Origin of the sequence: Pseudomonas sp. MYb185 (assembly GCF_002979975.1) — a bacterium.
Classification (GTDB): domain Bacteria; phylum Pseudomonadota; class Gammaproteobacteria; order Pseudomonadales; family Pseudomonadaceae; genus Halopseudomonas.
Window position 1 is genome coordinate 142,347 of record NZ_PCQD01000003.1, and the last position, 25,005, is coordinate 167,351.

General features: G+C 61.4%; 27 protein-coding genes. 11 read left to right on the forward strand and 16 right to left on the reverse strand.

All coding sequences use genetic code 11. The features are described from left to right. Positions 1-83: 83 nt before the first annotated feature. The 11 genes from CQ007_RS05560 to CQ007_RS05610 all read left to right on the forward strand — a co-directional run bounded on the left by CQ007_RS05560 (position 84) and on the right by CQ007_RS05610 (position 9,824). Positions 84-1,499, forward strand: a complete 1,416-nt coding sequence (locus CQ007_RS05560; RefSeq protein ID WP_105643986.1) for an acetyl-CoA carboxylase biotin carboxylase subunit — start codon at positions 84-86, stop codon at positions 1,497-1,499. 44 nt (positions 1,500-1,543) lie between these two features. Further along, positions 1,544-3,355, forward strand: a complete 1,812-nt coding sequence (gene oadA / locus CQ007_RS05565; protein ID WP_105643988.1) for a sodium-extruding oxaloacetate decarboxylase subunit alpha — start codon at positions 1,544-1,546, stop codon at positions 3,353-3,355. A gap of 55 nt (positions 3,356-3,410) precedes the next feature. Further along, complete coding sequence (locus tag CQ007_RS05570) at positions 3,411-4,097, forward strand: carbonic anhydrase (RefSeq protein WP_105643990.1); 687 nt, start codon at positions 3,411-3,413, stop codon at positions 4,095-4,097. Between the two features lie 123 nt (positions 4,098-4,220). Continuing rightward, complete coding sequence (gene purE, locus CQ007_RS05575) at positions 4,221-4,712, forward strand: 5-(carboxyamino)imidazole ribonucleotide mutase (RefSeq protein WP_105643992.1); 492 nt, start codon at positions 4,221-4,223, stop codon at positions 4,710-4,712. A gap of 10 nt (positions 4,713-4,722) precedes the next feature. Then, positions 4,723-5,802, forward strand: a complete 1,080-nt coding sequence (locus CQ007_RS05580; protein ID WP_105643994.1) for a 5-(carboxyamino)imidazole ribonucleotide synthase — start codon at positions 4,723-4,725, stop codon at positions 5,800-5,802. Beyond that, on the forward strand, positions 5,802-6,329 hold the full coding sequence (locus CQ007_RS05585; protein WP_105643996.1) for a DUF3299 domain-containing protein: 528 nt from the start codon (positions 5,802-5,804) through the stop codon (positions 6,327-6,329). The genes CQ007_RS05580 and CQ007_RS05585 overlap by 1 nt, the downstream gene beginning before the upstream one ends. Before the next feature lie 93 nt (positions 6,330-6,422). Continuing rightward, on the forward strand, positions 6,423-7,358 hold the full coding sequence (locus CQ007_RS05590; RefSeq protein WP_158256725.1) for an alpha/beta hydrolase: 936 nt from the start codon (positions 6,423-6,425) through the stop codon (positions 7,356-7,358). After that, a complete protein-coding gene (gene tsaA / locus CQ007_RS05595) occupies positions 7,358-8,056 on the forward strand; it encodes a tRNA (N6-threonylcarbamoyladenosine(37)-N6)-methyltransferase TrmO (protein ID WP_105643999.1) in 699 nt (232 codons plus the stop codon). Before CQ007_RS05590 ends, tsaA begins: the two co-directional genes overlap by 1 nt. Next, a complete protein-coding gene (locus CQ007_RS05600; protein WP_105644001.1) occupies positions 8,049-8,411 on the forward strand; it encodes a DUF3301 domain-containing protein in 363 nt (120 codons plus the stop codon). The genes tsaA and CQ007_RS05600 overlap by 8 nt, the downstream gene beginning before the upstream one ends. Before the next feature lie 58 nt (positions 8,412-8,469). Next, a complete protein-coding gene (locus tag CQ007_RS05605) occupies positions 8,470-9,435 on the forward strand; it encodes a GTP-binding protein (protein ID WP_105644002.1) in 966 nt (321 codons plus the stop codon). 32 nt (positions 9,436-9,467) lie between these two features. Next, positions 9,468-9,824 carry an NADH:ubiquinone oxidoreductase gene (locus CQ007_RS05610; protein WP_105644004.1) on the forward strand — a complete coding sequence of 119 codons (357 nt, stop codon included), beginning with the start codon at positions 9,468-9,470 and terminating at the stop codon, positions 9,822-9,824. Between the two features lie 11 nt (positions 9,825-9,835). On the opposite strand, the gene CQ007_RS05615 is transcribed toward CQ007_RS05610, so the two are convergent. From CQ007_RS05615 to mnmG, 16 genes are all read right to left on the reverse strand, one after another. Further along, the gene (locus tag CQ007_RS05615) at positions 9,836-10,297 is read right to left on the reverse strand and encodes a DUF192 domain-containing protein (RefSeq protein WP_105644006.1); all 462 of its coding nucleotides are present in this window, start codon (positions 10,295-10,297) and stop codon (positions 9,836-9,838) included. 50 nt (positions 10,298-10,347) lie between these two features. Further along, positions 10,348-11,535 carry a C17 cyclopropane fatty acid synthase CfaB gene (gene cfaB / locus CQ007_RS05620; RefSeq protein WP_105644008.1) on the reverse strand — a complete coding sequence of 396 codons (1,188 nt, stop codon included), beginning with the start codon at positions 11,533-11,535 and terminating at the stop codon, positions 10,348-10,350. 67 nt (positions 11,536-11,602) lie between these two features. Continuing rightward, positions 11,603-12,976 carry a bifunctional UDP-N-acetylglucosamine diphosphorylase/glucosamine-1-phosphate N-acetyltransferase GlmU gene (glmU, locus tag CQ007_RS05625; protein ID WP_105644010.1) on the reverse strand — a complete coding sequence of 458 codons (1,374 nt, stop codon included), beginning with the start codon at positions 12,974-12,976 and terminating at the stop codon, positions 11,603-11,605. 418 nt (positions 12,977-13,394) lie between these two features. After that, entirely contained in the window at positions 13,395-13,835 is a 441-nt protein-coding gene (locus CQ007_RS05630; RefSeq protein WP_105644012.1) for a F0F1 ATP synthase subunit epsilon, read from the reverse strand. Between the two features lie 44 nt (positions 13,836-13,879). Beyond that, positions 13,880-15,256 (reverse strand): F0F1 ATP synthase subunit beta, encoded by a 1,377-nt coding sequence (gene atpD / locus CQ007_RS05635; protein WP_105644014.1) that lies wholly within the window; start codon positions 15,254-15,256, stop codon positions 13,880-13,882. 48 nt (positions 15,257-15,304) lie between these two features. Further along, positions 15,305-16,165 carry a F0F1 ATP synthase subunit gamma gene (atpG, locus tag CQ007_RS05640; protein ID WP_105644016.1) on the reverse strand — a complete coding sequence of 287 codons (861 nt, stop codon included), beginning with the start codon at positions 16,163-16,165 and terminating at the stop codon, positions 15,305-15,307. Positions 16,166-16,239: 74 nt separating this feature from the next. Then, a complete protein-coding gene (atpA, locus tag CQ007_RS05645) occupies positions 16,240-17,784 on the reverse strand; it encodes a F0F1 ATP synthase subunit alpha (protein WP_105644017.1) in 1,545 nt (514 codons plus the stop codon). A gap of 15 nt (positions 17,785-17,799) precedes the next feature. Beyond that, positions 17,800-18,336 (reverse strand): F0F1 ATP synthase subunit delta, encoded by a 537-nt coding sequence (locus tag CQ007_RS05650; RefSeq protein WP_105644019.1) that lies wholly within the window; start codon positions 18,334-18,336, stop codon positions 17,800-17,802. An 11-nt stretch (positions 18,337-18,347) separates the two neighbouring features. Continuing rightward, positions 18,348-18,818 carry a F0F1 ATP synthase subunit B gene (locus CQ007_RS05655; protein WP_105644021.1) on the reverse strand — a complete coding sequence of 157 codons (471 nt, stop codon included), beginning with the start codon at positions 18,816-18,818 and terminating at the stop codon, positions 18,348-18,350. A gap of 89 nt (positions 18,819-18,907) precedes the next feature. Further along, a complete protein-coding gene (atpE, locus tag CQ007_RS05660) occupies positions 18,908-19,147 on the reverse strand; it encodes a F0F1 ATP synthase subunit C (protein WP_105644023.1) in 240 nt (79 codons plus the stop codon). A gap of 63 nt (positions 19,148-19,210) precedes the next feature. Beyond that, on the reverse strand, positions 19,211-20,092 hold the full coding sequence (atpB, locus tag CQ007_RS05665; RefSeq protein WP_105644025.1) for a F0F1 ATP synthase subunit A: 882 nt from the start codon (positions 20,090-20,092) through the stop codon (positions 19,211-19,213). A gap of 14 nt (positions 20,093-20,106) precedes the next feature. Continuing rightward, entirely contained in the window at positions 20,107-20,511 is a 405-nt protein-coding gene (locus CQ007_RS05670) for a F0F1 ATP synthase subunit I (protein ID WP_105644027.1), read from the reverse strand. 157 nt (positions 20,512-20,668) lie between these two features. After that, a complete protein-coding gene (locus CQ007_RS05675) occupies positions 20,669-21,529 on the reverse strand; it encodes a ParB/RepB/Spo0J family partition protein (protein ID WP_105644029.1) in 861 nt (286 codons plus the stop codon). 22 nt (positions 21,530-21,551) lie between these two features. Then, complete coding sequence (locus CQ007_RS05680; protein WP_105644031.1) at positions 21,552-22,349, reverse strand: ParA family protein; 798 nt, start codon at positions 22,347-22,349, stop codon at positions 21,552-21,554. Positions 22,350-22,365: 16 nt separating this feature from the next. Next, on the reverse strand, positions 22,366-23,010 hold the full coding sequence (rsmG, locus tag CQ007_RS05685) for a 16S rRNA (guanine(527)-N(7))-methyltransferase RsmG (RefSeq protein WP_105644033.1): 645 nt from the start codon (positions 23,008-23,010) through the stop codon (positions 22,366-22,368). Then, the gene (gene mnmG / locus CQ007_RS05690; protein WP_105644493.1) at positions 23,007-24,905 is read right to left on the reverse strand and encodes a tRNA uridine-5-carboxymethylaminomethyl(34) synthesis enzyme MnmG; all 1,899 of its coding nucleotides are present in this window, start codon (positions 24,903-24,905) and stop codon (positions 23,007-23,009) included. The genes rsmG and mnmG overlap by 4 nt, the downstream gene beginning before the upstream one ends. Between the last annotated feature and the right edge of the window lie 100 nt (positions 24,906-25,005).

The following is a 25,005-nucleotide window of genomic DNA, read 5'->3' on the forward strand; positions in this document are numbered from 1 at the left end:
AATCCAATAATTATTCATTTTTAATCATTTGTACTGCGGTTGTATGTTTGATGCACCTCCGATCACCCAATAGAGGAAAGGCTGTGATCAAGAAAATCCTGATTGCCAACCGGGGCGAGATTGCCGTACGCATTGTCCGCGCCTGCGCGGAAATGGGCATTCGCTCCGTGGCCATCCACTCGGATGCAGACCGTTACGCCCTGCACGTCAAACGTGCCGATGAATCCTATAACGTCGGTAGCGATCCGCTGGCCGGTTATCTGAATGCCCGGCAACTGGTCAACCTGGCGGTGGAAACCGGCTGCGACGCGCTGCACCCGGGGTATGGCTTCCTGTCGGAGAACGCCGAACTGGCGCGCATCTGCAGCGAACGGGGGATCAAGTTCATCGGTCCGTCCGCCGAGGTCATCAGCCGCATGGGCGACAAGACCGAAGCGCGCCGCAGCATGATCGCCGCCGGAGTGCCGGTCACCCCAGGCACCGAAGGCAACCTGCAGGACCTGCAGGAAGCCCTGAGCGAAGCTGACCGCGTCGGTTATCCGGTCATGCTCAAGGCCACCTCCGGCGGTGGCGGGCGCGGTATCCGCCGCTGCAACAGCAAGGAAGAGCTGGAACAGGCCTGGCCACGGGTGATTTCCGAGGCGACCAAGGCCTTCGGCAGCGCCGATGTGTTCCTGGAAAAGTGCATCGTCAACCCCAAGCACATCGAAGCGCAGATCCTGGCCGACAGTTTCGGCAACACCGTGCACCTGTTCGAGCGCGACTGCTCGATCCAGCGGCGCAACCAGAAGTTGATCGAGATCGCTCCCAGCCCGCAGCTGACCCCTGAACAGCGTGCCTATATCGGCGATCTGGCGGTGCGCGCAGCACAGGCGGTCGGCTATGAGAACGCGGGTACCGTCGAGTTCCTGCTGGCCGACAATGAAGTCTACTTCATGGAGATGAACACCCGGGTGCAGGTGGAGCACACCATCACCGAGCAGATCACCGGGATCGACATCGTCCGCGAACAGATCCGCATCGCCTCGGGCCTGCCGCTGTCGATGAAGCAGGAGGATATCGAGCATCGCGGCTATGCAATCCAGTTCCGCATCAACGCCGAGGACCCGAAGAACGACTTCCTGCCGTCCTTCGGCAAGATCACCCGCTATTACGCACCGGGCGGCCCCGGGGTGCGGGTGGATACGGCGATCTACACCGGTTACACCATTCCGCCCTACTACGATTCCATGTGCCTGAAGCTGATCGTCTGGGCGAGCAACTGGGAAGATGCCATGGATCGTGGTTACCGGGCACTGGACGACATGCACCTGCACGGGGTGAAGACCACCGAGCTGTACTACCAGGAGATTCTGAAGAACCCGGATTTCCGCAGCGGTGTGTTCGATACCAGCTTTGTCGATACCCATCCCGAGCTGACCGACTATTCGACCAAGAACAAACCCGAGGCATTGGCCCTGGCCATCGCGGGCGCCATCGCCGCCTACGCCGGTCTTTGATTTGAGCCGCAAGCCAGACGCTTGCCGCTGATGAGGAACGCACCATGAGCAAGAAACGCATCAACGTTACCGATACCATCCTGCGCGATGCCCACCAGTCCCTGCTGGCCACCCGCATGCGCACCGAAGACATGCTGCCGATCTGCCCGAAGCTGGACCAGGTCGGCTACTGGTCGCTGGAAGTCTGGGGCGGCGCCACCTTCGACAGCTGTGTGCGCTTCCTCAAGGAAGATCCCTGGGAGCGCCTGCGCCAGCTGCGTGCCGCGCTGCCCAACACCCGCCTGCAGATGCTGCTGCGTGGCCAGAACCTGCTCGGCTACCGCCACTACAGCGACGATGTGGTACGCGCCTTTGTCGCCAAGGCAGCGGTCAATGGCATCGACGTGTTCCGCATCTTCGATGCGATGAACGATGTGCGCAACCTGCGCACCGCCATCTCCGCGGTCAAGGCGGCCGGCAAGCATGCCCAGGGCACCATCTGCTACACCACCAGCCCGGTGCATACCGTCGAGCTGTTCGTCGAGCAGGCCCAGACGCTGGAAGCCATGGGCGTGGACTCCCTCGCGATCAAGGACATGGCCGGGCTGCTCACGCCGTTCGCCACCGGTGAACTGGTCGAGGCGCTGAAGGCGGCCACCAGCCTGCCGGTGTTCATCCACTCGCACGATACCGCCGGTCTGGCCGCCATGTGCCAGCTCAAGGCCATCGAGTGCGGTGCCGACAATATCGATACCGCCATCGGCTCCATGGCCTGGGGTACCAGCCACCCGGGCACCGAGTCCATGGTCGCTGCGCTCAAGGGTACGCCCTACGACACCGGCCTGGACCTGGAGCTGATCCAGGACATCAGCATGTACTTCCACGAGGTACGCAAGAAGTACCACCAGTTCGAGAGCCCCTTCACCGGTGTGGATACCCGGGTGCAGGTCAACCAGGTGCCGGGCGGCATGATGTCCAACCTGGCCAACCAGTTGAAGGAGCAGGGTGCGCTGAATCGCATCCAGGACGTGTTCGACGAGATCCCGCGGGTGCGCGAGGACCTCGGCTACCCGCCGCTGGTCACCCCGACCTCGCAGATCGTCGGTACCCAGGCGGTGTTCAACGTACTGGCCGGCGAACGCTACAAGACCATCACCAACGAGGTGAAACTGTATCTGCAGGGCCGCTACGGCCAGGCACCTGGCACCATCAACCCGGAACTGCAGGTACGCGGCATCGGCGACGAGGATGTCATCGATGTGCGTCCGGCAGACCTGCTCAAGCCGGAGATGGACCGCCTGCGCACGGAAATCGGCACCCTGGCCAAGAGCGAGGAGGACGTGCTGACCTTCGCCATGTTCCCGGATATCGGGCGCAAGTTCCTCGAAGAACGCGCCGCCGGCACCCTGGAACCGGAAGTGCTGCTGCCGATTCCCGATGGTGACAACCGGCCGGCCGCCGCCGAAGGTGTGGCCACCGAGTTCATGATTGATGTGCATGGCGAAAGTTACCGTATCGATATCACCGGTGTGGGCGTCAAAGGTGACGGCACCCGCCATTTCTACCTGAGTGTGGATGGCATGCCGGAAGAAGTGGTCCTCGAGGAGCTCAATCAGTTCGTTGGCGGCGCCGGTGGCAAGGCCCGACAGCGCGCCACCCAGCCGGGTCATGTCACCACCAGCATGCCGGGCAACGTGGTCGATGTGCTGGTCGCCGAAGGTGACAAGGTCAAGGCCGGACAGGCGGTGCTGGTCAGCGAAGCGATGAAGATGGAGAGCGAGATCCAGGCCGCGATCGACGGAACCGTCAAGGCTGTGCATGTGGCCAAGGGCGACCGCGTCAATCCCGGCGAAATCCTGATCGAGATCGAGGCCTGAGCATAGCGGGGAGCCGACAGGCTCCCCGCTCATACCGAACCAGCGAGCGTAAGCCATGCCCTACAAAAAACTGAAAAGTGCTGATGATGCCCTGCAACAGATCGTTGAAGGCTATATGCACTTCCATGAAGAGGTGTACCCCCAGCAGGAAGAACTGTTCAGAAAACTTGCCTTCGAACAGACCCCCAAGGCGATGTTCATTACCTGTGCCGACTCGCGCGTGGTGCCCGAACTGATCACCCAGAGTTCGCCCGGTGATCTGTTCGTCACCCGTAACGTCGGTAACGTCGTGCCGCCCTACGGCCAGATGCTCGGTGGTGTGTCCACCGCCATCGAATATGCGGTGGTTGCCCTGGGCGTCAAGCACATCATCATCTGCGGTCATTCCGACTGCGGTGCCATGAAAGCCGTGCTCGATCCAGCCCAGTTGAAAGGTATGCCCACGGTAAAATCCTGGCTGCAACATTCGGAAGTGGCCAAGATAGTGGTGCAGGAAAACTGCGGCTGTGTCGATGGCGATACCCTGGGCATTCTCACCGAGGAAAACGTCGTTGCCCAGCTCGGTCACCTGGCCACCCACCCCTCGGTAGCATCGCGCCTGGCACGCGGTGAAATGTTCATCCACGGCTGGGTGTACGATATCGAAACCAGCCAGATCCGCGCCTATGATACCGAGAAGGGCGAGTTCCGCCGGATCGGTGATGGTCCATTACCGATGGCGACACCACGTCCCCGTTACTGACGAACGCCGGATGGTCCGCCGTCCGCTTTGGGTTATAATCGCCGGATCATGGCCACTTGGCCTGCATTCTTTTCGAGCCACGCCTACGCGTGGCTTTGTTTTTCGTCATCAAGAGGCACGAAAATGACCGCACTGGTTGGCGTGATCATGGGCTCCAAGTCCGACTGGTCCACCCTGAGCCACACGGCAGACATGCTGGAGCAGTTGGGCATCCCCCACGAAGTGAAGGTGGTATCCGCCCACCGCACCCCCGATCTGCTGTTCGATTACGCAGCCCAGGCCGAAGAACGTGGCATCGAGGTGATCATCGCCGGTGCCGGCGGCGCCGCGCACCTGCCGGGCATGTGCGCGGCCAAGACCCACCTGCCGGTACTCGGCGTGCCGGTACAGTCTTCCATGCTGTCGGGCGTCGACTCGCTGCTGTCCATCGTGCAGATGCCCGCGGGTGTGCCGGTCGCCACCCTGGCCATCGGCAAGGCCGGCGCGGTCAATGCCGCCCTGCTGGCCGCCAGCATTCTCGGGGCCAAGCATCCGCAGTATCATCAGGCGCTGAAGGACTTCCGCACGCGGCAGACCGAGACCGTGCTGGACAATCCGGATCCACGTCAGGCTTGAGGGAGCACTCATGAAAATCGGTATCATCGGCGGTGGTCAACTCGGACGCATGCTGGCCCTGGCCGGCACCCCGCTGGGTCAGCAGTTCGCCTTCCTCGATCCAGCCCCCGACGCCTGCGCCGCGGCCCTCGGTGAACACCTGTGCGCCGACTATGACGACCGCGAGCAACTGCGCCGGCTGGCCGAAGACGCTGATGTGGTGACCTTCGAGTTCGAAAGCGTACCGGCGGAAACCGTGGCCTTCCTGTCCCAGTACGTACCGGTGTTTCCCAATGCCGAGTCGCTGCGCATTGCCCGGGACCGCTGGTTCGAGAAGTCCATGTTCCAGGAACTGGGCATTCCCACGCCGGCCTTCGCCGATATCCAGTCCCAGGCCGACCTGGATACTGCGGTGCAGAGCATCGGCCTGCCGGCGGTCATGAAAACCCGCACCCTGGGCTACGATGGCAAGGGCCAGAAACTGCTGCGCCAACCCGAGGACGTGATCGGTGCCTTCGCCGAACTGGGCAGCGTGCCATGCATTCTGGAAGGCTTCGTGCCCTTCACCGGCGAGGTCTCGCTGATCGCTGTACGTGGCCGCGATGGCGATACCCGCTTCTACCCGCTGGTGCACAACAGCCATGAGCAGGGCATTCTGCGCCTGTCAGTGGCCAGCAGTGGACATGCATTGCAGGCCCAGGCGGAAAACTATGCCGGCCGGGTGCTGGACAAGCTCAACTACGTCGGTGTGCTGGCGTTCGAGTTCTTCGAAGTCGATGGTGGCCTGAAGGCCAACGAGATCGCGCCGCGGGTGCATAACTCCGGGCACTGGACCATCGAAGGTGCCGAGTGCAGCCAGTTCGAGAACCATCTGCGGGCCATCGCCGGGCTACCGCTGGGCTCGACCGCCAAGCTCGGTGAAAGCGCCATGCTCAACTTCATCGGCGAAGTACCGCCGGTAGCCAGGGTCACGGCGATTCCCGATTGCCACCTGCATCACTACGGCAAGGCATTCAAGGCCGGACGCAAGGTCGGCCATGCCACCCTGCGTTGTGCCGATGCGGCGGTGCTGCAATCGCGTATCACCGAAGTCCAGGCGCTGATCGACTGATGCTGCGCCTGCTGCTGGCTGCCGTGCTGCTCTGCCCCCTGCTGCTGCAGGCGGCGCCGCGGGTGGTCGACTGGCTGGACCTGCTGCCCGAGGAGGATTACCAGGCCATGCTCGACATGCCGGAAATCAGCCATGACTGGGGCGAGGAGATACCCGGTGACTTCACCAGCAACCTGCGTGCCGACGATCGCGATCTCCCCGAAGTGATGTACTCGACCCGGGTGGTCGAGGCCATGCATGGCCAGCAGGTGCAGTTGGGTGGCTATCCGGTCCCGCTGGAGACCGATGAACGTGGTCGCTACATCAGCTTCTTCCTGGTGCCCTACGCCGGTGCCTGCATCCATGTGCCGCCGCCGCCACCGAACCAGATCGTCCTGGTCGACTATCCCGCCGGCTTCGCCATCGAGGATATCTACCAGCCATTGTGGTTGACCGGCCAGTTGCAGATCGATCAGACCAGCAATGAGCTGGCCGATGCCAGCTACCGGATGCGGGCCGACCAGGTGCGGCTGTATCAGGGCGAATAACCAACCGCACTATCGCCCACACGGGTGAGCGCTCTGGCACGGGCGTTAGGCTAAGCTCGGTCCCCTTTGTCAGAGCATGCAATGGAGGGCGTGATGGGGGAATTGATAGGTTGGTTGGGGCTGGTCCTGCTGGCGGGCTGGTATCTCTACCGCTGGCTGCTGGTACGCAAGGTACCGCTCCGGCAACAGGTCAGCATGGCCGCTGATGTGTATCGAGTCGGCGAAGCCTGGATCATCCGCCGTCAGGTGCAGAATCCGGAATGCACTGTGGTGGTCATGCATGGCTTTCTGGAAAACCCACTGTATTTCACTCGCTATTACCAGGATCCCGGCATCGAGCTGATCATGATCGGCAGCGCCGGCTACCATCTGCCGCTGTGCTCTCCCACCTTTCAATCCGCGCCCTGGGCCCAGGCGTCGAGTGAACGCAGCGGCACCATCGCCGGCGACGCCCGGGTGCTGAACCTGGCGCTGGAACATCTGGCCAGCACCGACACCATCCGCGTGCATGGCCACTCCCGCGGCGCGGCGGTTACCCTGGAAGCGGCCCGTCAGCGCCCCGAGCTGTTCACTCCGGTGGAAGTGATACTGGAGGCGCCGGTACTGCCACAGGGCCGGCTGTATCGGCCAGCGCCCCGGATTGCCCATTGGCTGCTGCCCCTGCTTCATCTACTATGGCAGCGCAAGCCGGGCATCACCCTGTCCAATCCGGCCTGGGGTCCACTGCACGATCCGCACAAGCGCGAACTGATCATGGCTCTGCCGTTCAATCCGCAGCACAGCGGCGTGTTGATGACCAACCTCGGCGACCTGTCGGCCTGGATGCGCAGCACCGATATGGATATCTATCGCCACGTACGCCGCGGGGCAGTGCTGGTACCGGGCAAGGATCGGGTACTCGCCAGCAAGGCCATGCTCGACAGTGCCCGGCAAGCGGAGAACCTGCAGATCATCGAGGTGCCTGACGGCAGCCACTTCGTATTGCTGGATAACCCTGAGTCGATACCGCCATTGATCCGGAATCCATAATGTCCTATAGCTTCGAGCCGATTGGTGTGGTGCATTCCTGCTTTGCCGAGAAATTCGCCATACCTCGCCAACCGCGTCTGGCACCGGCAGCCAGCGGTGTGCTCGAACTGTTCCCGCCCTATGACAAGGCCGAAGCCGTGGAAGGCCTGGAAGGCGTCAGTCATCTGTGGTTGCTGTTCGTCTTCCATGCTGCCGGCCATGGCCAGCAGCATCTGCGGGTACGCCCACCACGACTGGGTGGCAACCGGCGGATCGGCGTATTCGCCAGCCGCGCCACGCACCGTCCCAACCCGATCGGCCAGTCGGTGGTCAGACTCGATGCGGTACAGCCCGGCCGGCTGCACATCTCCGGTATCGATCTGCTGGATGGCACCCCGGTGCTGGATATCAAACCCTATGTGCCCTATGCCGATGCGCTGGATGATGCGCACAACAGCCTGGCCGATGCTGCGCCCGCGCTATTGCCGGTAAGCTGGACGCCGGATGCCCTGCACCAGGCCCGGACCCAGGCGCAACGCCTGCAGCAACCGGTGGTCGAGCTGGTCGAGCAGTGCCTGGCGCAGGACCCCAAGCCGGCCTACCAGCGGCCCGATGCGACACGCCAGTATGGCGTGCAGTTCTGGGATATCGATGTACGCTGGCACTATCCCGGCGCCGACCGCATCGAAGTGCTGTCAGTGGAACAGCGCCATGCTTGACCTGGGCCACGTTGCACTGATGCTGCTGGCGGCCGGCATCGGCGCCTGGATCTGGCGCGGTATGGGCCTGCGCGACCGCGCCCTGCGTATCGCACGCCAGCACTGCCGCCAGGCCGGCGTCCAGCTGCTGGATGAGAGCGTGGCGTTGACTCGCCTGCGCCTGGGCCGTGGCCGGCATGGGCGACCGGGGGTCAAGCGCCGCTACGGCTTCGAATTCACCGTGACCGGAGAGCGCCGCTACGAGGGCTTCGTCGAGCTGCATGGTGATATTCTGCTGAAGATCGAACTGGCACCGCACCCGTTCCCGGGCGAGCCCCCGGACGGGCCGCGGGATAACGTGCACTACCTACAGTAGTCGGTTATTAGTCTCGGATCTGATATTACTTTTCGTTCCACGTGGAACAAACGACACCATGCTTCAACAGATTCCCACCCATTTGCTTGCCGGCCCGTTGGGCGCGGGCAAGACCAGCCTGCTGCGCCAGTTGTTGGCGCAGCGTCCGGCGGATGAAACCTGGGCAGTGCTGATCAACGAGTTCGGCCAGGTGGGCATCGATGCGGCACTGCTGGAAGATGACAGCGACACCGGGGTAAAACTGGCGGAGATCCCCGGGGGCTGCCTGTGCTGCGTCAACGGCCTGCCGTTCCAGGTGGGCCTGGGCCGGTTGTTGCGCCGCGCCCGACCGCAGCGGCTGTTTATCGAAGCGTCGGGCCTGGGCCACCCTACCGCTCTGCTGCAGCAGCTGGCGGCGCCCCCCTGGCAAGGGGTGTTGGCGCTGCAGCCATTGGTCATGGTGCTGGATGCTGCGGCGATGGTTACCGGCGAGTCACTACCGCAAGCCCAGTGGGAGGCGCTACCGCAGGCCGGCCTGCTGCTGATGAACAAGTCTGCCGGCCTTGAGCCGCCGCAACGGCAACGTCTCACCGACCAGTTGCCAGCGGTACCGCTGCACTGGTGCGAGCACGGCAGGCTGGCCTTCGCGCAACTGCCCACCGTCAGCACATCAGCCGCCAGCGCAGCGCTGCCGGAACCCCAGCGCTCACTGCCCATACCGGTGCTGTGGCGTTCGGAGGATCACTGGCTACGCCAGGAGGGTCAACAGGATGGGCACTACAGCCTCGGTTGGCAGCTGCATCCCACCCAACGCTTCTGCCGCGAGCGACTGGAAAACTGGCTGGGGCGCTTTCCCTGGTTGCGGGCCAAGGGCATCGTGCATACCGATGTCGGCTGGCTGAGCTTCAATGCGCTGCCCGGAGCACCCGTCGCCTGGCTGCAGAGCGCCTGGCGACGGGACAGTCGCATCGAGCTGATCTGCACCGGACAACCGGATGCCGAACGCCTCGAACGCGACTTGCGGGACGTCGTGCAGAGGGATTAAGGTAAAGCCCTTTGCCCACAGGGATCGTCTTCATGAAGCGCATCATGGCCTTGCTCATCCTGCTCGGTATCAGCACCGGGTCGCTGGCGGCGGCCTGCCTGATCGAATCCAATGATGACCAGGTACCGATCCGCATGTGCCAGCAGAACATCAGTATCCCGCCGCAACTGTTCGAGGACAGTTTCTGCCAGCCGCAGATTGCCGAACGCAGCTTCGATATCAGCTTTGTGGAACAGTGTCCCGAGGGTGCCTATGGCATCTGCGACAATGCGCAGAGTGAGGGAGTGGCCTACCGTCAGGCCATCCACTACTACAGCGAGCCGGGGGACCAGCCGGTGCTGCAGGCCTACTGCGAGCAGTTCAGCCAGGGGCAGTGGCGCACGCCCTGAGCCGATAGGCGTCAGTAGCGCGGTGCCGGCTGCGCCGGCTGCTCGCCCAGATCCAGCTGATCGCCGGGTTGCAGGCCGAGCTGCCCGGCGGTACCCGGTGGCACTTCGATGACGAAACGCAGCGGCCGCTCGGCCTCATAGATGGCGCAGGGCGGGGCGTCGCAGGGCGGCACCTCGGCAAACACCTGGACCAGCCGGGCCTGGTGATCAACGAACAGCAGGTCCAGCGAGATCTGCATGTTGCGCATCCAGATCGCTGGCCGGGTACCCTCGGGGAAATCGAACAGCATGCCGGTGCCCGAGGCCAACTCGGTACGCCCCATCAGGCCCTGGCGGCGGCTGTCCGGGTCGGCCACCAACTCCAGTTGGTAGGGTTGCCCGGCCAGACTGGCCTGTACCAGCGTCTGTGCCTGCGCCGGCAGCATTGCCCCCAGACCTAAAGCCAGCCCCCAACGTGCATAGCGACCCTGCATCAGAGCTTTTCCTTGAGTAGATTCCGATAGACCATGTTACTGCACGCCGTTTATTGCCGGTATATATCCTCGCGGGTCCAGGGTACGTGATGACTACCATCGGCGAAAGGTTTGACCGCCAGAATCTGGTGAATATTCATCCAGTTACGACGGAAGCCATAGGCACACCCTGCCAGGTAGATACGCCAGATGCGCAGCGCCTTGTCCGATACGTACTGGCTGGCCTGCTCCAGATGCTGTTCCAGGTTGCTGCTCCAGTGCTCCAGCGTGCGCGCATAGTGCAGGCGCAACCCTTCGACATCCAGCACTTCGAAGCCTTGGTCGCTCATGCGTGCGATCGCCATCGACAGATGCGGCAGCTCCCCATGGGGAAACACATAACGGCCGATGAACTTGCCCGCACCCTGGCCAACCTGACGCCCATCGACGTACTTGGCGGTGATGCCGTGGTTCATCACCAGCCCACCCGGCTTGACCTGTTGATAAAGGATGCGGAAGTAGTCGGCGAGATTGGCATGCCCGACATGCTCGAACATGCCGACGCTGACCACCTTGTCGAAATCCTCCCGGCCGGGCAGGTCGCGATAGTCGAGCAGCTCCAGGGTGACCCGCTCCGACACTCCCGCCGCCTCGCTGCGTGCCTGGGCCAGTTGCAACTGCGCCTTGCTCAGGGTGATGCCATGCACCTGCACGCCGTAGAAGCGTGCCGCATGCCGGGCCAGGCCACCCCAGCCACAGCCGACATCCAGCAGCCGCTCACCGGGTTTGAGCCGCAGCTTGCGGCACAGATGATCGAGCTTCTGGGTCTGCGCCGTGGCCAGGCTGTCCTCGGGGCTGTGGAAGTACCCACAGGAATAGACCATCTGCGGATCCAGCCACAGGGCGTAGAAATCATTGGACAGGTCGTAGTGGTAGGAAATCGCCTCGGCGTCCATCTGCTTGTCATGCTCGGTACGCTCGACCGGCGGGGCCGGCGAGTCGCCGATCAGCCCCTTGCTCAGGCGATCGGCGACCTCGATGACATCCATGATGTTGCCCTGGATATCCAGCCGCTGATCGATATAGGCCTCGCCGAGCTTGTCCAGCGTCGGCTTCTGCATTTCCTGCAGTAGACCCAGATCGTTGATCTGCAGGGTAACACGGGGGTTGGGGGCCAGATCGAGCGTGGGGCCGCCCTTGACAATCACTCGCAGGGGCAATGCAAGCGTGCCCAATGTTTCGGAAAATTGCGCAAACATCCGTCCTCTCCTGTGTCCAGCGGTCAAGACTCAAACCACTATAGGACACAGCAGGGGAGTTTGCCTGTTACTCCGGCTTGGCTTGCTTGACCGGGCGCTTCCAGCCCTCCACGTTGCGCTGGCGTGCCCGGGCCACGGCCAGAGTGGCATCGGGAATGTCCTGGGTAATGGTCGAACCGGCCGCCGTGGTCGCCTGGTTGCCGACCGCTACCGGGGCTACCAACGCGGTATTGGAGCCGATGAAGGCGCCGTCACCGATGCGGGTAACGAACTTGTTCACGCCGTCATAGTTGCAGGTGATGGTACCGGCACCGATATTCGCATTCCTGCCCACCTCGGCATCACCGACATAGGACAGGTGATTGATCTTCGAACCGGCACCGACCACGGTCTTCTTGGTTTCGACGAAGTTGCCGACCTTGGCCCCGGTGTGCAAGACCGTGCCCGGCCGCAGGCGCGCATAGGGTCCGACATCGCAATCGGCACCGACCTCGGCACCCTCCAGGTGGCTGAACGCCTTGATCACACTGCCGCTCTTGATCACCGAGTCCTTGATCACGCAATGCGGCCCGATGATCACGTCATCCTCGATCACCACCCGGCCTTCCAGTATCACGTTGACGTCGATGCTGATATCGCGGCCGATGCTGACCTCACCGCGCACGTCCAGGCGTGCCGGATCGGCCAGGGACGCGCCCTGGGTCATCAACCGCTCGGCCTCACGGCACTGCCAACCGCGCTCCAGTACCGCCAGCTGCTGACGGTTGTTGGCGCCCATGACTTCCAGCTCATCGCCAGCCTGGGCCACCTGCACCGGTACCGCCTGGCTTACCGCCAGCGCCACCACATCGGTCAGGTAATACTCGCCCTGGGCATTGTTGTTGGACAGGCTCGACAACCAGCCAGCCGCCTGGCTGCCCGGCAATACCATGATGCCGGTATTGCCCTCGTTGATCAGCAACTGCTCGGCGCTGGCGTCCTTCTGCTCGACGATGGCCTGCACCTGCCCGGACTGGTCGCGGATGATGCGGCCGTAGCCAGTGGGATCCTGCATCAGTACCGTCAGCATGCCCAACGCCTGGCTACCGGCCTGTTCCACCAGCGCACGCAGGGTCTCCACCTGCAGCAGCGGCACATCACCGTAGAGCACCAGCACCTGATCGGCATCATTGATATGCGGTAACGCCTGGGCCACCGCATGCCCGGTACCCAGCTGTTCGCTCTGCAGCACCCAGTTCAGGTCGGCTGCATCCAGCGTCTGCCGCACCCGCTCGGCACCGTGGCCGATGACCACATGAATCCCCTGCGGCAACAGTGCCCGTGCACTGTCGATCACATGCTCCAGCATCGGCTTGCCCGCTACCGGGTGCAGTACCTTGGGAAGGGAAGAACGCATGCGGGTGCCCTGTCCGGCGGCGAGAATGACTACGTGCAGATTCATGGAAAGCAGATCCTGGAAAATAACGTGGATGGGGATGATAGAAGCTCACAGCGACGGCGCGCAAGTTCAGTGCCACCAGCTACACCGAGCCTATGGATTGCCACGCCCTTCGGGCTCGCAATGACGAGGGGGAAAGGGGCGTTCTGTGTGGATGGCTTCACCTCGCACCGTCATTGCGAGGAACGCAGTGACGCGGCAATCCAGTACTACCCGACCGTTCCATGTCCACTCTTTTGGCTCGCAATGATACGGGAAAGGCGGCGCTCTGGGTGGGGTGGCTTTACTCCGCACCGTCATTGCGAGGAACGCAGTGACGCGGCAATCCAGTGCTACCCGACCGCGCCATACCCATGATTTGCCACGCCCTGGCGGGCGCCCACAAAAAAGGCAGCCGCAGCTGCCTTTTTCATCGATTGACTCAGCGATTGAGCGCCGGTCCGCCGTATTTCTTGCGCAGTTCCTGCACAGTCCGCAATTGGGCTGCGGCTTCGGCGAGACGGGCGGAGGCCGAACCGTAGTCGAACTCGGCGCCTTTCTCGTTGAGAGCCTTTTCTGCGGCCTTTTTCGCTTCTTCTGCAGCTACCTGGTCAATGTCGCCAGCACGGATGGCCGTGTCGGCAAGCACCTTGACCATGCTCGGCTGAACTTCCAGGAAGCCACCGGAGATGTAGAACACCTCTTCGGACTTGTCCTGCTTGATCACCCGAACCGGGCCCGGCTTGAGATCGGTCAGCAACGGTGTGTGACCGGGCAGAACGCCGATGTCACCCATGTTGCCATGTGCCACGACCATCTCGACCAGACCGGAAAACAGCTCTTCTTCCGCGCTAACGATATCGCAGTGCACTGTCATAGCCATTCAAGTTGCCTCGGTTCTGCGCCCGCCGAAGCGGGCGCGGCCCATTACATTTTGCTCGCTTTCTCTACCGCTTCGTCGATGGTGCCGACCATGTAGAAAGCCTGCTCCGGCAGGTGATCGTAGTCACCGTTCAGAATGCCCTGGAAGCCACGGATGGTTTCCTTCAGGGAGACGTACTTGCCGGGCGCACCGGTGAAGACCTCGGCCACGTGGAAGGGCTGCGACAGGAAGCGCTGGATCTTACGAGCGCGCGCTACCAGTTGCTTGTCTTCCTCGGACAGCTCGTCCATACCCAGGATCGCGATGATGTCCTTCAGTTCCTTGTAGCGCTGCAGCACGTACTGCACACCACGGGTGACATCATAGTGCTCCTGACCGATGACCAGCGGATCCAGCGAACGGCTGGTGGAGTCCAGCGGGTCAACCGCAGGGTAGATACCCAGGGAAGCGATGTCACGGCTCAGTACCACGGTCGCGTCAAGGTGAGCGAAGGTGGTGGCCGGGGACGGGTCGGTCAAGTCATCCGCAGGTACGTATACGGCCTGGATGGAGGTGATCGAACCGGTCTTGGTGGAGGTGATACGCTCCTGCAGAACACCCATCTCCTCGGCCAGGGTCGGCTGGTAGCCCACCGCGGACGGCATACGACCCAGCAGTGCGGATACTTCGGTACCGGCCAGGGTGTAACGGTAGATGTTGTCGATGAACAGCAGAACGTCCTTGCCTTCCTCACGGAACTTCTCGGCCATGGTCAGGCCGGTCAGTGCCACGCGCAGACGGTTGCCCGGCGGCTCGTTCATCTGACCGTAGACCATCGCTACCTTGTCCAGAACGTTGGAGTCCTTCATCTCGTGGTAGAAGTCGTTACCTTCACGAGTACGCTCACCAACACCGGCGAACACGGACAGACCGCTGTGCGCCTTGGCGATGTTGTTGATCAGCTCCATCATGTTCACGGTCTTGCCCACACCGGCGCCGCCGAACAGGCCTACCTTGCCGCCTTTGGCGAAGGGGCAGACCAGGTCGATGACCTTGATGCCGGTTTCCAGCAGATCGGTGCCGCCGGCCTGGTCAGCATAGCTGGGCGCCGCACGGTGGATGCCCCACTGCTCGTCGCAGGCAACCGGACCGGCTTCGTCGATCGGCTCGCCCAGGACGTTCATGATACGGCCCAGGGTGCCCGCGCCTACCGGTACGGCAATGGCGCTGCCGGTGTTGTTCACATCCAGGCCACGCTTGAGACCTTCGGTGCTACCCATGGCGATGGAACGGACAATGCCGTCACCCAGCTGCTGCTGGACTTCCAGGGTGGTTTCCGCGCCGACGACTTTCAGCGCGTCATAGACGTTCGGCACCTGATCGCGCGGAAATTCCACGTCGATGACGGCACCGATGATTTGAACGATACGTCCGCTACTCATTGTAGGTTCCTCTAAGTGGTATGAAACCGTTTCGTCTTGCCGACCGCATTAAACCGCGGCGGCGCCGCCGACGATTTCCGAAATTTCCTGGGTGATCGCAGCCTGACGTGCCTTGTTGTAGATCAGCTGCAGGCTATCGATGATATCGCCCGCATTGTCAGTCGCATTCTTCATCGCGATCATCCGTGCCGCCTGTTCGCTGGCACTGTTCTCGACGACAGCCTGATACACCTGTGATTCGATGTACCGCTTCAGCAGACCATCCAGCAGTCCCTGGGCATCCGGCTCGTATACGTAGTCCCAGCGCTCCTGCAGCTCCTCAGTATCCGATGCCACCAGAGGAATCAGTTGCTCGACCTTGGGCTTCTGCACCATGGTATTGACGAACTCGTTGGAGACCAGGTACAGACGATCGATACGACCCTCGTGGTAGCCGTCAAGCATGACCTTGACGCTGCCGATGAGGTCGTTCAACGCCGGCTGCTCACCCAGATTGCTGATTGCCGCGACGACATTGCCACCGTAGCTGCGGAAAAACGCAGCACCCTTGCTGCCGATCACGCACAGCTCGGTTTCGACGTTACGGTCACGCCACTCTTTCATGTTTGTTACCAGTGCCTTGAACAGGTTGGTGTTCAAGCCACCGCAAAGACCACGATCCGTGCTGACCACGATATAACCAACCCGTTTGACTTCACGCTCCTGCATGAAGGGGTGGCGATATTCGGGGTTGGCATTGGCCAGATGGCCAATCACCTGACGAATCCGCTCAGCGTAGGGACGGCTGGTCGCCATGCGCTGCTGTGCCTTGCGCATCTTGCTGACCGCCACCTTTTCCATGGCGCTGGTGATCTTCTGAGTACTTTTGATACTCGAAATTTTACCGCGAATCTCTTTTGCGCCTGCCATGTCACACCTTTCAGGTTAGCCCGTGGCCGTATCGCACGAAGCGGGACACGGCAACGCCGTATCCCGCCCTCGGCTTACCAGCTTTGGGTCGCCTTGAAGTTCTCGATGCCAGACTTGATACCGGCTTCGATCTCGTCGTTGTAGTCGCCCTTCTCGTTGATCTTGGCGAGCAGGTCGGCCTTCTCACGCTTGAACCAGGCCAGCAGAGCAGTCTCGAACGCGCCAATCTTGTTGATTTCGACGTCGGTCAGGAAGCCCTTCTCGGCAGCGTACAGGCTGATCGCCATCTCGCCGACCGACATCGGAGCGTACTGCTTCTGCTTCATCAGCTCGGTCACACGCTGACCATGCTCCAGCTGCTTGCGGGTCGCTTCGTCCAGATCGGAAGCGAACTGGGCGAACGCCGCCAGCTCACGATACTGGGCCAGCGCGGTACGAATACCACCGGACAGCTTCTTGATGATCTTGGTCTGTGCCGAACCACCTACGCGGGATACCGACACACCGGCGTTGACCGCCGGGCGGATGCCCGAGTTGAACAGGTCGGACTCGAGGAAGATCTGACCGTCGGTGATGGAGATCACGTTGGTCGGAACGAACGCGGATACGTCACCGGCCTGGGTTTCGATGATCGGCAGCGCGGTCAGGGAACCGGTCTTGCCTTTCACTTCACCGTTGGTGAACTTCTCGACATATTCTTCGGATACGCGGGATGCGCGCTCCAGCAGACGGCTGTGGAGATAGAACACGTCACCGGGATAGGCTTCACGGCCCGGCGGACGACGCAGCAGCAGGGAGATCTGACGATAGGCAACAGCCTGCTTGGACAGGTCGTCGAATACGATCAGGGCATCTTCGCCACGGTCACGGAAGAACTCACCCATGGTGCAACCGGAATACGGAGCCAGGAACTGCAGGGCTGCGGATTCGGAAGCGGAAGCGGCGACGATGATGGTGTTGGACAGGGCGCCATGCTCTTCCAGCTTGCGCACCACGTTGGCGATGGTCGACTGCTTCTGACCAACCGCGACGTAGACACATTTGATGCCGCTGTCTTTCTGGTTGATGATCGCGTCGATCGCCATGGCGGTCTTACCGATCTGGCGGTCGCCGATGATCAGCTCACGCTGGCCACGACCGATCGGGATCATCGCGTCGACCGACTTGTAGCCAGTCTGAACCGGCTGGTCAACGGACTTACGCCAGATAACGCCAGGCGCTACCTTTTCAACCGCATCAGTCAGTTGGGCGTTGATCGGGCCCTTGCCATCGATCGGGTTACCCAGGGCGTCAACCACACGACCCAGCAGTTCCGGACCTACCGGAACTTCCAGGATGCGGCCGGTGCACTTGGCTTCCATACCTTCGGCCAGGGTCAGGTAGTTACCCAGGATAACGGCACCGACGGAGTCCTGCTCCAGGTTCAGAGCCATACCGTAGACGGCGCCGGGGAACTCGATCATTTCCCCGTACATTACGTCGGCCAGGCCGTGGATGCGCACGATACCGTCAGAAACGCTGACGATGGTGCCAACATTACGGGCCTGGGTGTTCACATCGAGCTTCTCGATGCGCTGCTTGATTATTTCGCTAATTTCGGAAGGATTCAGTTGCTGCATGCCATGTCCCTCAAATCAGGATTTCAACGCCTCGGCCAGCTTTGCAAGCTTGCCGCGGACCGAACCGTCGATGACCAGGTCACCCGCACGAATCAACACACCGCCAATGAGGGCCGGGTTGATGGTCACATGAGGAGTTACTGTGCGGTCTAACCGCTTGGTTAAAGCGGTTGCCAGCGTTTTCTGTTGATCGTCAGTCAGCTCGAAGGCGGATTCCACCTCGACTGTGATACTGCGATCGTGTTCCGCCTTGTATTGCTCATAGAGCTCGGCGATATCCGGGATCAGGAGCAGACGATCGTTCTCGGCCAGAGTCCGGACAAAGTTGCCGAACTCGGGAGTAATACGACCTTCGCACACCAGAAGCAGATCATCGGCCTTGCGCTCGCGGGTCAATGCCGGATCACCCATCCTCTCGACAAAAACCGGATCGGCAACTACAGCGGCTGTCAGAGCCAGCATGCCTGACCAGGCATCCAGGGCAGCAGCAGAAGTAGCAAACTCGAAAGCCGCTTTTGCGTAAGGCCGAGCTAGCGTAGTGATTGTAGCCATGCTCGCCTCGCTTAGAGTTGTGAGGCCAGTTTGTTGACCAGCTCACTGTGGGCCGCGGAATCCACTTCGGACTCCAGGATCTGCTCGGCACCCTTGATTGCCAGTGTGGCAACCTGGGCCCGGAGTTGATCCCTGGCGCGATTCACTTCCTGCTCGATTTCAGCCTTGGCGGCTGCAATCAGACGTTCACCTTCGGAACGTGCCTGCTCTTTGGCTTCCTCGACGATGAGGTTGGCACCCTTGTTGGCCTGCTCGATGATCTGGGCAGCCTGTTCCTTGGTCTCACGCAGGGTCTGGGCAGCTTTTTCCTGGGCCAGACCCAGGTCGCGCTGGGCGCGGCCAGCCGCATCCAGGCCTTCGGCGATTTTTTTCTGGCGTTCCTGCATGGCGCGGGTAACCGGCGGCCATACGAACTTCATGGTAAACCAGACAAAAATAGCGAAGGCAATCGTTTGACCGAACAGCGTCAGATTAATATTCACAGCGATTTACCTCGTGCTATTTCGTTGATTCCTGGGGATGACATCGACGCGGCAGGACCTGCGCCCTGCCGTACATCGCTACCAGTCGATTAACCGGCAACACCAGGGGCAACAACGAAGATCAGGTACATCGCGATACCAACACCGATCATCGGCACGGCGTCGAGCAGACCGGCCATCAGGAAGGTTTTGGTTTGCAGTTGCGGACCCAGCTCAGGCTGACGAGCGGTGGATTCCAGCAGCTTGCCGCCGAGGATGGCGAAACCGATGCCGGTACCCAGGGCGCCCAGACCGATCATGATAGCGGCTGCGATGATAACGAGTTCCATAATTACTCCTAAGATCAAAGTTGAAGTTCAAGTTTATCGTTGGTTGAACAAGGGTCCGGCTGCTTAATGATGATCCTCATGGGCAGCACTCAGATACACCACAGTCAGCACCATGAAGATGAAGGCCTGCAGCGGAATTACCAGAATGTGGAAGATTGCCCACGGCACGTTCAGCGCCCATTGCACGTAGAAGGGCAAAAGTGCAATCAGGATGAACACTACTTCACCGGCATACATGTTACCGAACAGACGCAGTGCCAGACTTAGCGGCTTGGTCAGCAGGCCGAGAATCTCCAGGAACAGGTTGAAGGGAATCAGCGCCCAGTGATTGAACGGGGTCAGGCTCAGTTCCCGGGCAAAACCACCCACGCCCTTGATCTTGATGCTATAGAAGATGATCAGCGCGAATACCGCGATGGAAATACCGAAGGTCCCATTGGGATCGGTGGTCGGCACGATCTTGAAGTAGACGTCATGGGGATCCATGCCCAGCACGTACTGGCCGAACAGGGCAGCCAACTGCGGGATATAGTCCACCGGAATCCACTTCAGGGAGTTCATCAGGAACACCCAGACGAAGATGGTCAGGGCCAGGGGAGCAATCAGCGCGTTGCGACCATGGAAGGTGTCCTTGACGATACCCTGGACGAATTCCACGATCATTTCGACGAAGTTCTGCAGGCCACCGGGGGTATCGACGGTGGCACGGCTGGCAACGAAGCGGAACAGGCCAATGAAGATCAGCCCCATCAATACCGACCAGCCCAGGGTGTCGACATGAAAGGCCATGAAGCCCATGTCTGCGGCTTCAGCGCCGCTCCTGGCAAAGGTCCAGGTCGCTTCTTCGACCACACTGCCGTCTGCGCGCTGGGTACCTGCCGGCAGCTTGCCGTAGGTCAGGTTTTGCAAGTGGTGCTGAATATATTCAGCTGATGTAGTTGCCATATTTGCCTCAGACACTAATGCTTTGGAAAGCCTCTGACGATCAGCAGTGCGCTGGCTCCTATGGCCAGCACCGCCAGGTAGCCGCCGAATACGGCCGCCACATCCAGCGGTTTCACGCCGAGCCACACTGCAATGAACAGTACGGCCGTCAATATCAGTTTGCCTGCCTCACCGGAGTAAAACTCTCCGACGATGGCGCGGGCCGAACGGGCACCGCTGTAGCGATACACCCGGAAGGCGAAATAACTGTTGGGAATCAGCGCCACGAGTCCACCCAACAACCCTGAGTAGCCGGCTATCCAGCCCCGGAAGAACCACAGGGCGAGCGCTACTGCCAAGGTCACGAACAGTTGCAGAAAAAGCACTGGGAAGGCCGGGGTTCGATGAAAGGGGGACTTGTTGGGCGTTCTTGCGTCCATTCCGACCCTCATGGCGTTCCCGTCAACTTCAACCGCGTTTTCTGCAACACACTGGTGCATTTTGCCCAGTCAAAATAGCGCGAGGAGTATAGGTGGATTATGTAGTCGATTCAACTACAGCGGTTGATTTCTCTGGTGCGCCGCAATGTCGCAGTTGTTACTTAATGTGCATGAGCACGCCGTCGAGTTCATCCAGCGAGTTGTAGCTGATGACCAACCGACCCTTGCCCTTGGCCCCATGCTGGATCTTCACTTCGGCACCGATGCGCTCGGCCAGATCCTGCTGCAGCCGCTCTATGTCCGGATTGCCGCGAATGGCGCCGGCCTCCCGGCGCGGATTCAGCCACTGCCGCACCAACGCCTCGGTCTGACGAACGGTCAAGCCGCGTGCTACCACCTGGCGGGCAGCTTCGGTCTGCTGGTCGGCCGGCAGACCGAGCAGGGCACGGGCATGGCCCATTTCGATGTCGCCGCGCTCGAGCAGCAGTTTCACTTCGTCCGGCAACGACATCAGCCGCAGCAGGTTGGTGATGGTCACCCGGGATTTGCCCACCGCGTCGGCGACCTGCTGCTGGGTCAGCTCGAACTCCTGCTGCAGACGCTGCAGGGCGATGGCTTCCTCGATCGGATTGAGGTCTTCGCGCTGGATGTTCTCGATCAGCGCCATGGCGATGGCCGCTTCGTCCGGTACCTCGCGGATCACTGCCGGAATACTGTCCAGACCGGCCTGCTGGGTAGCCCGCCAGCGCCGTTCCCCGGCGATGATCTCGTAGCGTTCCCCGGCGATCGGCCGCACCACGATCGGCTGCATCACGCCCTGGGCCCGGATCGAACTGGCCAGTTCTTCCAGCGCCTGGGGATCCATGTCACGGCGCGGCTGGTATTTGCCACGCTGGATCAGATCGACTGGCAGATCACGCAATTGCTGATCCTGACTGCCTTCGGTCTTTTCGTTGGTGTTGGTCTGTCCCAGCAGTGCGTCCAACCCCCGTCCCAAGCCGCGTTTCTTGACCGCCATGCCTGTCCTGTCCTTTTTCCGATTAATCGTTTACAGCCGAAGCCTGCTTGGCCGCCTTGCGCGTACGCCTGACCAGTTCCCCGGCCAATGCCAGATAGGCGACAGCGCCACGTGATTGCTTGTCGTAGGCCAGTACCGGCACACCGTAGCTCGGCGCTTCGGCCAGGCGCACGTTGCGCGGGATCACCGTCTGGTACAGGCGATCGCCGAAATGACTGCTCAATTGCTCGGATACTTCGCGGGTCAGGCTGTTGCGTGGATCGTACATGGTCCGCAGCAGACCTTCGATCTGCAATGCGGGATTGAGCACCGAGCCGATGCGTTGAATGGTGTTGACCAGCGCCGACAGCCCCTCCAGCGCATAGTATTCGCACTGCATGGGAATGATCACGCCATCGGCGGCAACCAGTGCATTCACCGTCAGCATGTTCAGCGATGGCGGACAGTCGATGAGAATGAAGTCGTACTTGTCACGCACGTTGGCCAGCGCATAGCGCAACCGGCTTTCCTTCATTTTCAGTTCCAGCAGTTCGACTTCGGCGGCGGTCAGGTCGGCATTGGCCGGCAGCAGGTCATAGCCGCCTTCCTCGGAACGCCGCAACGCCTGCTCGAGATTGCAGCGATCGGTGAGCAGTTCGTATACCGAGAACTCCAACTGCGACTTGTCGACACCGCTGCCCATGGTCGCGTTGCCCTGGGGGTCGAGGTCGATCAGTAGCACCTTGCGTTTGGTCGCGGCCAGCGAGGCGGCCAGATTCACCGTGGTGGTGGTCTTGCCGACGCCGCCTTTCTGGTTGGCAATTGCCAGTACCTTGCCCACTACGATCTCCTCTCGGTTAACCTTGTGCCGTGCGTCGCAGTATCAGCAGATGCCGGCTGGCCTGGCAACCGGGGACCGCTAATTCTTCACTGGTGATCACCGTGAAATCATCGGCCAGCGCCTGCAGTTCGGACTCCGGATACAGCCCCTTCATCGCCAGCCAGTGCGTATCGGATGTACTCAGATGCCGGGTCAGGCTGGTGAAGTCGGCCAGCGAACTGAATGCCCGGGACACTATACCGTCAAATGCCTGCTCGGGGGTAAACGCCTCTACCCGACTGTTGACCACCTGCAGGTTGTCCAGCCCCAGCTCCAGCTTGACCTGGGTGAGAAAACGGGTCTTCTTGCCATTGCTGTCAAGCAGGGTGAACTGGCTGTCCGGGCGCATGATCGCCAGGATCACGCCGGGCATGCCGCCGCCACTGCCCACATCCAGCCAGCGGCCGTCAGCGACGAACGGCAGAATGCTCAGGCTGTCGAGCAGGTGACGGCTGACCATTTCATCCGGATCGCGCACGGCGGTCAGGTTGTAGGCCTTGTTCCACTTGTTCAGCAGTGCCATGTAAGCCAGCAATTGCTCGGCCTGCCCAGCGCTGAGCGCAACATCCATTTGCTGCGCGCCACGGGCGAGTTGCCCGGCGTGATCAACCATGCCTGTCATGCCTCCTGAGCCAGTTTTCCGTCGGTCAGCGCATTGCGCTTTTTCAGATGGATCAGCAGCAGGCTGATCGCCGCCGGGGTCACCCCGGGAATGCGTGAAGCCTGGCCGAGGGTCTGCGGACGGATGCTCGCCAGCTTCTGGCTGATCTCCTTGGACAGGCCATTCAGCGCGGCATAGTCCAGATCCTCCGGCAGCAGCGTCTGCTCATTCTGCCGCAGCTTGTCGATCTCATCCTGCTGCCGCTCGATGTAGCCGGCGTACTTGGTATGGATTTCCACCTGCTCGGCGGCATCGGCGGGAATCTCCGCGACGCCGGTCAACTGGGTGAGGGTCTGGTAGTCGACCTCGGGACGGCGCAGCAGATCCAGCAGGTTGTATTCCCTGGTAAGCGGGGTAGCGAAATGCGCGGCAAAAGCCTTGCCCGCCTCGCTGGTCGGCTGCACCCAGGTGGAGCGCAGGCGCAGCTGTTCCGCCTCGATGGCTTCGCGCTTGGCACTGAAGGCGGCCCAGCGGGCATCATCCACCAGCCCCAGTTCGCGGCCTTTCCCGGTCAGACGCAGATCGGCATTGTCCTCGCGCAGTACCAGGCGGTATTCGGCACGGGAAGTGAACATGCGGTAGGGCTCACGGGTGCCCATGGTGATCAGGTCATCCACCAGCACGCCGATGTAGGCCTCGTCACGACGCGGGCACCAGCTGTCCAGCCCCTGGGCACGACGGGCGGCATTCAGCCCGGCCAGCAGTCCCTGTGCTCCGGCCTCTTCGTAACCGGTGGTGCCATTGATCTGGCCGGCGAAGAACAGCCCACCGATGACCTTGGTTTCCAGCGAGTACTTCAGGTCCTGCGGGTTGAAGTAATCGTATTCGATGGCATAGCCGGGACGCAGGATGTGCGCATTCTCCATGCCACGGATCGAACGCACGATCTGCAGCTGCACATCGAACGGCAAGGAGGTGGAAATGCCGTTGGGGTACAGCTCGTGGGTGGTCAGGCCTTCCGGCTCGATGAACACCTGGTGCTGATCCTTGTCGGCGAACCGGTGGATCTTGTCCTCGATCGACGGGCAGTAGCGTGGGCCGACGCCTTCGATCACTCCGGTATACATCGGCGAGCGATCGAGATTGTTGCGAATGATCTCGTGGGTGCGCTCGTTGGTATGGGTGATCCAGCAGTTGACCTGCTCGGGATGCTCATCGGCGCTACCGGTGAAGGACATCACCGGGATCGGTGTATCACCCGGCTGGGCGGTCATCTTCGAGAAATCCACACTGCGCCCATCGATACGCGGCGGGGTGCCGGTCTTCAGGCGATCCACCCGCAGCGGCAACTCGCGCAGACGCCGGGCCAGGGCAATGGCCGGGGGATCGCCGGCACGACCGCCGGAGTAGTTATCCAGACCGATATGAATCACACCACCGAGGAAGGTCCCAGCGGTCAGTACCACGTTGTCGGCAGGAAAGCGCAGGCCCATCTGGGTTACCACACCGCGGACCTGATCCTGCTCGACGATCAGGTCGTCACAGGCCTGCTGGAATATCCACAGGTTGGGCTGGTTTTCCAGGGTATGACGGATCGCCGCCTTGTACAGCACGCGATCAGCCTGGGCGCGAGTAGCACGCACCGCCGGCCCCTTGCGGCTGTTGAGCACGCGGAACTGGATGCCGGCCTTGTCGGTGGCCTTGGCCATGGCACCGCCCAAGGCATCGATCTCCTTGACCAGATGACTCTTGCCGATACCACCGATGGCCGGATTGCAGCTCATCTGGCCCAGGGTCTCGACGTTATGGCTGAGCAGCAGGGTCTTCACCCCCATGCGGGCGGCAGCCAGCGCAGCCTCGGTACCGGCATGGCCGCCACCTACCACGATCACGTCAAAACGATCCGGAAAATCCACCATACACCTCGTTGCCCGGGCTGAGCCGGACGTCGGGAAAAGGGGCTGATTATAGGCGCAGAGCAGAAAAATTGCAGCACTGGTTGAACATTTTTTGAAC

Bases quoted from the DNA above. Each gene is read 5' to 3' on its own strand.
- oadA (WP_105643988.1), top strand. From the start codon at position 1,544: ATGAGCAAGAAACGCATCAACGTTACCGATACCATCCTGCGCGATGCC.
- CQ007_RS05570 (WP_105643990.1), top strand. From the start codon at position 3,411: ATGCCCTACAAAAAACTGAAAAGTGCTGATGATGCCCTGCAACAGATC.
- purE (WP_105643992.1), top strand. From the start codon at position 4,221: ATGACCGCACTGGTTGGCGTGATCATGGGCTCCAAGTCCGACTGGTCC.
- CQ007_RS05580 (WP_105643994.1), top strand. From the start codon at position 4,723: ATGAAAATCGGTATCATCGGCGGTGGTCAACTCGGACGCATGCTGGCC.
- CQ007_RS05585 (WP_105643996.1), top strand. From the start codon at position 5,802: ATGCTGCGCCTGCTGCTGGCTGCCGTGCTGCTCTGCCCCCTGCTGCTG.
- CQ007_RS05590 (WP_158256725.1), top strand. From the start codon at position 6,423: ATGGGGGAATTGATAGGTTGGTTGGGGCTGGTCCTGCTGGCGGGCTGG.
- tsaA (WP_105643999.1), top strand. From the start codon at position 7,358: ATGTCCTATAGCTTCGAGCCGATTGGTGTGGTGCATTCCTGCTTTGCC.
- CQ007_RS05600 (WP_105644001.1), top strand. From the start codon at position 8,049: ATGCTTGACCTGGGCCACGTTGCACTGATGCTGCTGGCGGCCGGCATC.
- CQ007_RS05605 (WP_105644002.1), top strand. From the start codon at position 8,470: ATGCTTCAACAGATTCCCACCCATTTGCTTGCCGGCCCGTTGGGCGCG.
- CQ007_RS05610 (WP_105644004.1), top strand. From the start codon at position 9,468: ATGAAGCGCATCATGGCCTTGCTCATCCTGCTCGGTATCAGCACCGGG.
- CQ007_RS05615 (WP_105644006.1), bottom strand. From the start codon at position 10,297: ATGCAGGGTCGCTATGCACGTTGGGGGCTGGCTTTAGGTCTGGGGGCA.
- cfaB (WP_105644008.1), bottom strand. From the start codon at position 11,535: ATGTTTGCGCAATTTTCCGAAACATTGGGCACGCTTGCATTGCCCCTG.
- glmU (WP_105644010.1), bottom strand. From the start codon at position 12,976: ATGAATCTGCACGTAGTCATTCTCGCCGCCGGACAGGGCACCCGCATG.
- CQ007_RS05630 (WP_105644012.1), bottom strand. From the start codon at position 13,835: ATGGCTATGACAGTGCACTGCGATATCGTTAGCGCGGAAGAAGAGCTG.
- atpD (WP_105644014.1), bottom strand. From the start codon at position 15,256: ATGAGTAGCGGACGTATCGTTCAAATCATCGGTGCCGTCATCGACGTG.
- atpG (WP_105644016.1), bottom strand. From the start codon at position 16,165: ATGGCAGGCGCAAAAGAGATTCGCGGTAAAATTTCGAGTATCAAAAGT.
- atpA (WP_105644017.1), bottom strand. From the start codon at position 17,784: ATGCAGCAACTGAATCCTTCCGAAATTAGCGAAATAATCAAGCAGCGC.
- CQ007_RS05650 (WP_105644019.1), bottom strand. From the start codon at position 18,336: ATGGCTACAATCACTACGCTAGCTCGGCCTTACGCAAAAGCGGCTTTC.
- atpE (WP_105644023.1), bottom strand. From the start codon at position 19,147: ATGGAACTCGTTATCATCGCAGCCGCTATCATGATCGGTCTGGGCGCC.
- atpB (WP_105644025.1), bottom strand. From the start codon at position 20,092: ATGGCAACTACATCAGCTGAATATATTCAGCACCACTTGCAAAACCTG.
- CQ007_RS05670 (WP_105644027.1), bottom strand. From the start codon at position 20,511: ATGGACGCAAGAACGCCCAACAAGTCCCCCTTTCATCGAACCCCGGCC.
- CQ007_RS05675 (WP_105644029.1), bottom strand. From the start codon at position 21,529: ATGGCGGTCAAGAAACGCGGCTTGGGACGGGGGTTGGACGCACTGCTG.
- rsmG (WP_105644033.1), bottom strand. From the start codon at position 23,010: ATGACAGGCATGGTTGATCACGCCGGGCAACTCGCCCGTGGCGCGCAG.